Below are 7,770 nucleotides of genomic sequence, written 5' to 3'. Positions count from 1 at the left end.
CACCGCGGCCTGGCAGCTCTCGATGACCGCTTCGATCCCGAGGGCCAACAAGTCCGAGATGCCGAGGTCCAGCCTTCCCCGCGTGGCCTCGATCCGCCGCCACAAGCTTTCCCGCGAGCGATGGGGCTCGGTGGCGGCGGCGATGCGCCCGAGCGTCGCTACGGCGTCCACCGGGAACTGACCCATGGCGGACTCGCCGGAGAGCATGACGCAGTCCGTCCCGTCCAGGATGGCGTTCGCCACGTCCGTGGCCTCGGCGCGGCTCGGCTGGCGGCTGTGTGTCATCGACTCGAGCATCTGTGTGGCGGTGATCACCGGCTTGCCCTGGCGCACGGCCTTGCGCAGCAGCTCCTTCTGGATGATGGCGATCCGCTCGATCGGCACCTCCACGCCCAGATCGCCGCGGGCGATCATGATGCCGTCGGCGGCCGCGAGGATCTCGTCGAAGTGCTGCAGCGCCCGCTGGCGTTCGATCTTGGCGATGATGAAGGGAGCATGGCCCAGAGCGGCGGCGGCCGCCCGCACGGCCTCGATGTCCGCCGCCGACTCGACGAAGGACTGGCTCACGGCTTCCACGCCCTGTTCGAGGGCGAAACGGAGGCAGTCGCGATCGCGCGGGGTGAAGGCGGGAATGCCGAGCTCCAGGCCCGGGAGGTTGAGGCCTTTCTGTGAACGCAGCTCGCCGCCCACGAGGACGCGGCAGCGCACTTCGGGCCCCTGCACCGCGACGACCTCGAGCTGCACGAGGCCGTCATTCAGGAAGAGACGGTTTCCGGGGCTGACGACGGCAGGCAAGCGGTCGAAAGCCACCGAGGCCCGGGTGGCGTCGCCGACGATCTTCTCCGTCGTCAGGGTGAACGACGCTCCGGCCTCCAGCTCTACCGGATCGGTAGCCAGCCGCCCGATCCGCAGCTTCGGTCCGGAGAGATCCGCCATGCAGGTGACCTCGAGACCAGTGGCGCTCGAGGCGGCGCGCAGGGTGGCGATGGTCTGGGCGTGGGTGGGGAAATCGCCGTGGGAGAAGTTGAGCCGCGCCACGTTCATCCCGGCACGGAGCATGGCCTCGAGCACCGCGGGCGTGGACGACGCGGGCCCCAGTGTCGCCACGATCTTCGTTTTGTGCGCCGGTAAGTTCATGGTGCCGACTCCTTCTAGCCGATCCTTGCACCCGCGGCTGCCGATCCCGGTCTCCAGTCACTCGCGGACGAGCAGCGCCCAGACCGGGCAATGATCGCTGGCAGCGCGATTCTCCTCCACGACCCCCACGGTGGAATCGCCCGCGGCCAGCCGGAGTCCACGGGCGAGCACGTGATCGTAGCGGAAGCCCACGCCGAGGAAACGCGTGGTGGGGACGAGGTCGCGCGTCGGCCAAACGAAGCCGCTGCGCGCGAACGTCTCCCCCGCAGCCTCGGAGTTGAAATCTCCCGCCAAGATCACCGGATCAGGGGACGCCAGAGCGTCGGCGAGGAGGGCCTCTAGCTGCTCGTGCCGGGCGCTTTTGGAGATTCCCATGGGCGAGGGGAGGTGCACGGCGTAGACGCGGAAGCGCTGGGCGCCCCGCCGCAACGTGGCCACGGTGATCACGCGTGTGAGTCCGGTGAACCGGGCGCGCTGGGGCATGACGATCTTGCGCGGCTCCTCGAGGGGCCAGGGAGAGAGAACGGCGCAGCCGAAGTCGCGGCCGTAGCGCGGATGCAGCCCGCTCGGATAGTAGATGTAGTTCATTCCCAAGGTGGCGGCGATGCGTTCCACGCTGGGGGCGTCCATCTCCTGCAGTGCCAGGAGATCGGGCCGGCGGAGCGGTGCCGCCTGCCGCAGCACCGCGAGAGCGCTGTCGATCTGCAGTGCGAAAGCGATGTTGAAGGTGACGACGCGGAGCGGAGCTGCCGCAGGCGGCGCCACGTCCTGTGCGCTTGTCGGCTCCAGAGGAGCCGGTGCGCTACCAGGAGAGTCCGCACCACTTCTCAGGCTCCGTGATTCCCCGTGACGCCCGGTGTAGAGCGGGCCCGACGCCTCGGGATAGTTCGTGGCGGCACAGGCGCACGCGAGCACGAGGAGGATCCAGCCAAGCAAGACTCTTCGCCATGGCCTGCGGACTTCTAGTCCTGGGTGGCGGCGCTCGCACTCGAAGGGTGGTCGCCGCCGCTGGGTCCGCGCGGCTCTGGAAAGCAGGGGGTGCATGCCACCTCCGCGCCTCACTCTACACGGAGCGAAACGCCGGCGCTGGAACCTCTGCCGGACTGGTGCGTACGTTCGCCCATGGGCCAGCCCGGGCCCCGCCCCCCTGGGCCCCCGTTACGACCAGGACGGCTGGGCCCGCCCGCGCGGAGCCATTTGCACCGGCGCGTGGGAGCCACCCCGCGTGGAGTCACCTGCACCAGGCGCTTTGGAGTCACCTCGCGCCGTGCCACCCGAACCAACACAGGAGTCATGATGCCCTCTGTCGCGATTCGAGCCCGTGTTCGCCCCTTGGAGCGCAGCGGTGCGAGCAGTCTTCTCGGAATCCTCCTGTTCTTTGCTGCGGTCGCCCCCGGTGCCGCCACACCTTGGAGCGGAAAGGAAGTGGTCGAGGGCGGCGTCACCCAGGTGAAGAACCCCGCCACACCCATGGAGAAGCCGCTCGTGCTCACCTTGGACAAGCAGTGGCGCATCGGGGGCGAGAGCGAGGGCGAAGGCGAGTTCTTCGGCCTGATCACCGATATCGCCCTGCACCCCAAGGGCGACGTCTACCTCGTCGACGCGCAGCTCTCGGAAGTGAAGGTCTTCTCCAAGGAGGGGAAATACCTGCGCACCATCGGGCGCGAAGGAGAGGGCCCGGGCGAGTTCCGCCGTCCGACCCGCTTGTTCTTCGATCCCGAGGGCAACCTCGGAGTCGTGCAGACGCAGCCGAGCCGTGTCGTCATGTTCAAGCCCGACGGCACACCGGGCACGCCGTTCCCCCTGAAGAACCCGGAGGACGGCGGCTTCCGCATGCTGATGAGTGCCTCCTATCGCGGCGGCTCCCTCGTGGTGCAGGGTAACAACTTCAGCCACAAAGAGGGCTCCATCGAGCGCACCAGCGCGCTGGTGCGGCTGGACCGGCAAGGCAACGAGGTGGCGCGCTTCCACCAGATGGCGAGCACTTCGAACATGGCCCGCCTGGTCCTCAAGGAAGACGAGTTCGGCGTGCCCTGGACCGTCGGACCACAGGGTGACGTCTACGCCTCTCTCGACCGCACCTGGAAGCTGAACGTCTGGTCGCAGGACGGCAAGCTGCAGCGGATCATCGAGCTGGAGTATCAGCCCGTGATGCGCACGGCGGCGGAGATCGAGAAGCGCAAGAAGGAAATGAGCTCGCAGATCCAGATCCGCACGGGCGCGGGGCGGGTGGAGCCTGAATTCGACATCAGCGACCGGGAGCGCGACATCCGCTGGTTCGCCGTCGCCGACGATGGAAACCTCTGGGTGCTTTCGAGCCGCGGCTGCCGTGACCTGCCGCCCGGGACCCTCGGCCATTTCGACGTCTTCGACCCCCAGGGACGCTACCTGCAGCGCGTCACCCTCAAGGGTGACGGGGACTTCGAAGAGGACCGGTTCGTGCTCGCCGGAGATCGATTCTTCGTGGTCAAGGAGTTCGCGGCGGCGATGCGCGCCATGGCCGGGAAAGAGGGAGGCCAAACCGAAGACGACTCCGCCGCCGTGCCCATGTCCGTCCTCTGTTACCGGTTGCAATGGGGACCGGCCAAGGGGGTGGCCGCCTCGACCCGCTGAGCCGCCGCGGGGAACAGGGTCGGTCGGAGGGATGCTACAATCCGGGCCTCGCATCCCGACCGACCCGTTGGCGCCGCACTGAGCGGGCGGCAGATTCCCGCAGGACGTGGCCATGAGTGCAGGCAAGACTGCCTCTCCACCGCCGGGCGGGCGCGACGAGGCGCGGATTCGGCTCGAGGCGCAGCACGCCATCCTGCGCGTCCTTGCTCAGTCGCCCACGGTCGCGGACGCGACGCCGCGGCTGCTGCAAGCCATCAGCGAGAGCACTCCCTACGACTTCGGCGCCGTCTGGCGTCTGGACCGCAAGGCCGGTGCGCTGCGCTGCATCGAGACCTGGCAGCGCCGCCGGCTGGACCTCGATGCCTTCGAGGCCATCACGCGCGAGACCCCTCTTGCCAGCGGCGAGGGCCTACCGGGACGCATCTGGGCCAGCGGCGAGCCCGGCTCGCTGGCCGACTGGGGCCGCGAAGGCGCCGGGACGCGGGCGGATGCGGCAGTGCAGAGCGGCCTGCGGACGGCCTTCGGCCTCCCCATCTTCTTCGGCCAGCGCTTCTTCGGCGTCCTCGAGTTCTGCGGCGTCGAGCCCGGAATCCCCGACCCGGCGCTGATGCAGGTGCTCAACGACGTCAACCGGCAGATCGCTTTCTTCGTCACCGCGAGGCGTGCCGAGGAGGAAATGCAGGAGCTCTTCGATCTCTCCATCGACCTGCTCAGCATTGCCGGCTTCGACGGCTTCTTCAAGCGCCTGAACCCGGCCTGGGAACAAGCCCTGGGCTGGAGCCGCGCCGAGCTGCTGGCGAAACCCTATCTCGACTTCGTGCATCCCGACGACCGCGCCGCCACGAGCACCGAGGCGCAGGCGCTCAACACCGGCTCGGACCTCATCCATTTCGAGAACCGCTACCGCACCAAGAGCGGCGACTATCGCTGGTTCGCCTGGAGCGCCAAACCCTCCCTGGAGCGCCGCGTGGTCTACGCCCTCGCCCGGGACGTGACCGAAATCAAGCAGGCGGCCGCCGAGCTGGCCCTGGCGAAGGAGCTCGCCGAGAGCGCCAGTCACGCCAAGAGTGAGTTCGTCGCCAACATCAGCCACGAGATCCGCACCCCCTTGAACGCCATCATCGGCATGACCGAGCTCGCGCTCGACACCAAGCTCACGCCAGAGCAGCGCGAGTACCTCTCGGTGGTCAAGGATTCGGCGGATGCGCTGCTCGGCCTGCTCAGCGACCTGCTCGATCTCTCCAAGATCGAGACGCGCCGCTTCGAGCTAGAGCGCGTCGAGTTCGATCTCTGCGACACCCTCGGCGGCGCCATGAAAGCACTCGGCGTGCGGGCGGCGCAGAAGGGCATCGAGCTCATCTGCGACGTCTCTTCCAGCGTCCCCCATCGGCTCATCGGCGATCCCGGACGTCTGCGCCAGGTGGTGGTCAACCTGGTGGGCAACGCGGTCAAGTTCACCGACCACGGCGAGGTCGTCGTGCACGTCGTCTGGGAGCAAGGGCCCGGCGGCGAGCCGCGCCTGCACATGCGCGTCACCGACACCGGCATCGGCATCCCAGCAGAGAAGCAGCAGCGCATCTTCGAAGCCTTCGAGCAGGCCGATGTCGCGACCGCCCGCGACTACGGCGGCACCGGTCTCGGCCTCGCCATCGCTGCCCGTTTCGTCGAGCTCATGGGCGGGCGCATCGAGGTGGAGAGCGAACCGGGGCGCGGCAGCACCTTCCACTTCACCGCGCACTTGCCGGCGGTGCCGCCGCCCGCGACCGCCGCCGGCGAACCGAACGGCCTGCACGGACTCAAGGCCCTCGTGGTGGACGACAACGCCACGGCGCGCGGCGTGCTCTCGCGCACTCTGGCGGAATGGGGACTGCAAGTGGAAAGCGCCGCCGGCGCCGAAGAGGCCCGCGAGCGCGCCGAGCGCGCCGCCCGCGACGGCGCTCCTTTCCGTCTCGTGCTGGTGGATTCGCACCTGCCCGGAACGAACGGCACCTCTCTGGTGCGCAGCCTCCGCCGTATCCCCGGCGCGGCGCCGGCCATCCTGCTCCTGCTGCCCTCCATGGGCAGCATCCGCGAGGCGGCGGGCGCCTACCGCGTCGGGGCTTCCGGTTTCCTGGCCAAGCCGGTCGAACCGATGCAGCTCATGGCCTCGATCCGCACCGTTCTCGAAGGCCGCACCTGGGGGCAGGAAGAGCGGCCGGCGCGCCGCCGGCGCGGCGCCGTGCGCCGCAGCGCCTATCGCGTTCTCGTCGTCGAAGACAACCCGGTCAACCGGCGTCTGGTGCAGCGCCTGCTCGTCAAGATGGGGCACGTGGTGCGCCTCGCGCGTCACGGCCGCGAAGCGCTCGCGGCGCTCGAGCGCGACAACATCGACGTGGTCCTGATGGACGTGCGCATGCCGGAGATGGATGGCATCCAGGCCACTCTCGCCATCCGCCGCCGCGAGGCCGGCTCCAGCGGCCGTCGCTTGCCGATCCTGGCGCTCACCGCCTACGCCCAGGAGCAGGAGCTCGACCGCTGTCTGGCGGCGGGGATGGACGGCTATCTCATCAAGCCCGTGCGACCCGAGGCTCTCGACCGTGCGATCAGCGCCGCGGTGACAGCTTCGGGGTTCTTCGGTACGGCGCCGGCGCCGGAGGCCGGAGCGTCGCGGCTCGATGAGGCGAGGATCCTGGAGAACATGGGAGGCAACGCGAAGCTCATGCGCGAGGTGGTGGAGCTCTTCCTCGACGACTGTCCGCGGCGCTTGGAGGCGATCCGCCGCGCTGTGGCCGCCCGGGATGCCGCCGGTCTCGCCGCCGCGGCGCACACCCTCAAGGGCTCGGTGGCGCACTTCGCGGTCGCGGAAGCGACGGAAGCAGTGCACGCGCTGGAGGAGATGGCGCGCCGCAAGGCCTGGCGTGAAGCCGCCTCCGGGCTCGCCACCCTGGAAGCCGAGCTGGGCCGCCTGCTCCCGGCTCTGGAGCGCATGGGCAGCCGGAACGCGCCGCGGCAGCCGTCGCGGCGCACGGGTCCGCGCCGGCGGCCGTCCCACACCGCTCCACGGCCACGCACGCCGGCTCGGCGCTCTCGGCGCACCACCGCCACGCGCTCGCGCAACGCCGGCACGACGTCGCGCCCGCCGCGCTCACGGCGCCCTCAGCCGCGCTCCTGAGGCGGCCGGGTGGCGGCGCCGCCTTCCAGGTATTTCACGAACAGGACTTCGTTCTGCTTCTCGTTGAAGAGGAGCTCGTCCACGAGGGCGCGGGTCAGCATGAGACCGTAACCACCGGCGCGCAGCCCCATCTTCTCCCTCTCCTCGATGTGTTGCAGGGGTTGATCGGTGGGATTCGTCACCGCCGCATGCCGCAGCTCCTCGAAGCGAAAGCCTTGGCCGGGGTCGGAGATGCGGTAGAGGATCATGCGCGGTGTACGGATGCAGGCGATGCGCACCTTGACCTGCGGGTCGCAGCGACCGCCCCATTCGATGGCGTTGCGCAGCAGCTCCTGCAGCGCCGTGCCCACGGAATCGCGCACGTCCTCGGGCAGCTCGGCGTCGAGGTGGGTCATGAAGTTGCGGATGCGGTCCGCCGCGTCGAAGTCGCACGGCACCAGGAGCTCCACCCAATCGGGGCGGGCGGAGATCACTTCGATGGGGTGGACGTCGGCGCGCGCTTCGAGCGCCGCGTTCACCGCCTCGACGAGGGCTTTCGGGTTCACCGGCTTGGACAGATAGCGGTGCGCTTGCTCGCCGACGGCGCGGAGCACGGTTTCCGGCGCGTCGTCGGCGGTGAGGATGAGCGCCCGGGGGGTCGGGCCGTGCTGGCGCAGGCGGGCGAGGAAATCGAAACCGCTCATGCCGGGCATCCACACGTCGACGATGAGCAGGTCGAACTTCTGCCGCGCCAGCAGGCGGAAGGCGCTGTCGGCTTGGTGGGCCGTCTCCACCTCGAAGCCCTCGGCCACCAGGAGGCCGCGCACCAAGTGGAGCGTGACACGATCGTCGTCGACGACGAGGATCCGCTGCATCCCGCGACTCCGCGC

Annotated in this window: 5 protein-coding genes; 2 read left to right on the top strand and 3 right to left on the bottom strand. The window is 69.4% G+C overall.

All coding sequences use genetic code 11. From position 1 onward, the window contains the following. Window positions 1-1,137: pyruvate kinase (gene pyk / locus VFE28_02720; GenBank protein HZM14893.1), on the bottom strand; the 1,137-nt coding region annotated here is incomplete at its 3' end. Window positions 1,138-1,194: 57 nt separating this feature from the next. Continuing rightward, the gene (locus tag VFE28_02715; protein ID HZM14892.1) at window positions 1,195-1,902 is read right to left on the bottom strand and encodes an endonuclease/exonuclease/phosphatase family protein; all 708 of its coding nucleotides are present in this window, start codon (window positions 1,900-1,902) and stop codon (window positions 1,195-1,197) included. 528 nt (window positions 1,903-2,430) lie between these two features. Here VFE28_02715 and VFE28_02710 point away from each other — a divergent pair. Both VFE28_02710 and VFE28_02705 read left to right on the top strand, forming a co-directional pair. Beyond that, window positions 2,431-3,750: a 6-bladed beta-propeller gene (locus tag VFE28_02710; GenBank protein HZM14891.1), complete on the top strand. Its 1,320-nt coding sequence runs from the start codon at window positions 2,431-2,433 to the stop codon at window positions 3,748-3,750. Between the two features lie 112 nt (window positions 3,751-3,862). Beyond that, a complete protein-coding gene (locus VFE28_02705; GenBank protein ID HZM14890.1) occupies window positions 3,863-6,901 on the top strand; it encodes a response regulator in 3,039 nt (1,012 codons plus the stop codon). Here the strand turns inward: VFE28_02705 and VFE28_02700 are convergent. After that, window positions 6,886-7,755: a response regulator gene (locus VFE28_02700; protein ID HZM14889.1), complete on the bottom strand. Its 870-nt coding sequence runs from the start codon at window positions 7,753-7,755 to the stop codon at window positions 6,886-6,888. The genes VFE28_02705 and VFE28_02700 overlap by 16 nt on opposite strands. Window positions 7,756-7,770 lie beyond the last annotated feature (15 nt).

It is taken from the genome of Candidatus Krumholzibacteriia bacterium (assembly GCA_035649275.1).
In the GTDB taxonomy this organism is placed as follows: Bacteria; Krumholzibacteriota; Krumholzibacteriia.
Note: the sequence above shows the minus strand (reverse complement) of the source record. Positions and strands in the feature narration are given on the sequence as shown.

What these genes read in the sequence shown, in the direction of transcription:
- VFE28_02705 (HZM14890.1), top strand. Translation starts at nt 3,863, where the DNA reads ATGAGTGCAGGCAAGACTGCCTCTCCACCGCCGGGCGGGCGCGACGAG.
- VFE28_02700 (HZM14889.1), bottom strand. Translation starts at nt 7,755, where the DNA reads ATGCAGCGGATCCTCGTCGTCGACGACGATCGTGTCACGCTCCACTTG.
- VFE28_02710 (HZM14891.1), top strand. Translation starts at nt 2,431, where the DNA reads ATGATGCCCTCTGTCGCGATTCGAGCCCGTGTTCGCCCCTTGGAGCGC.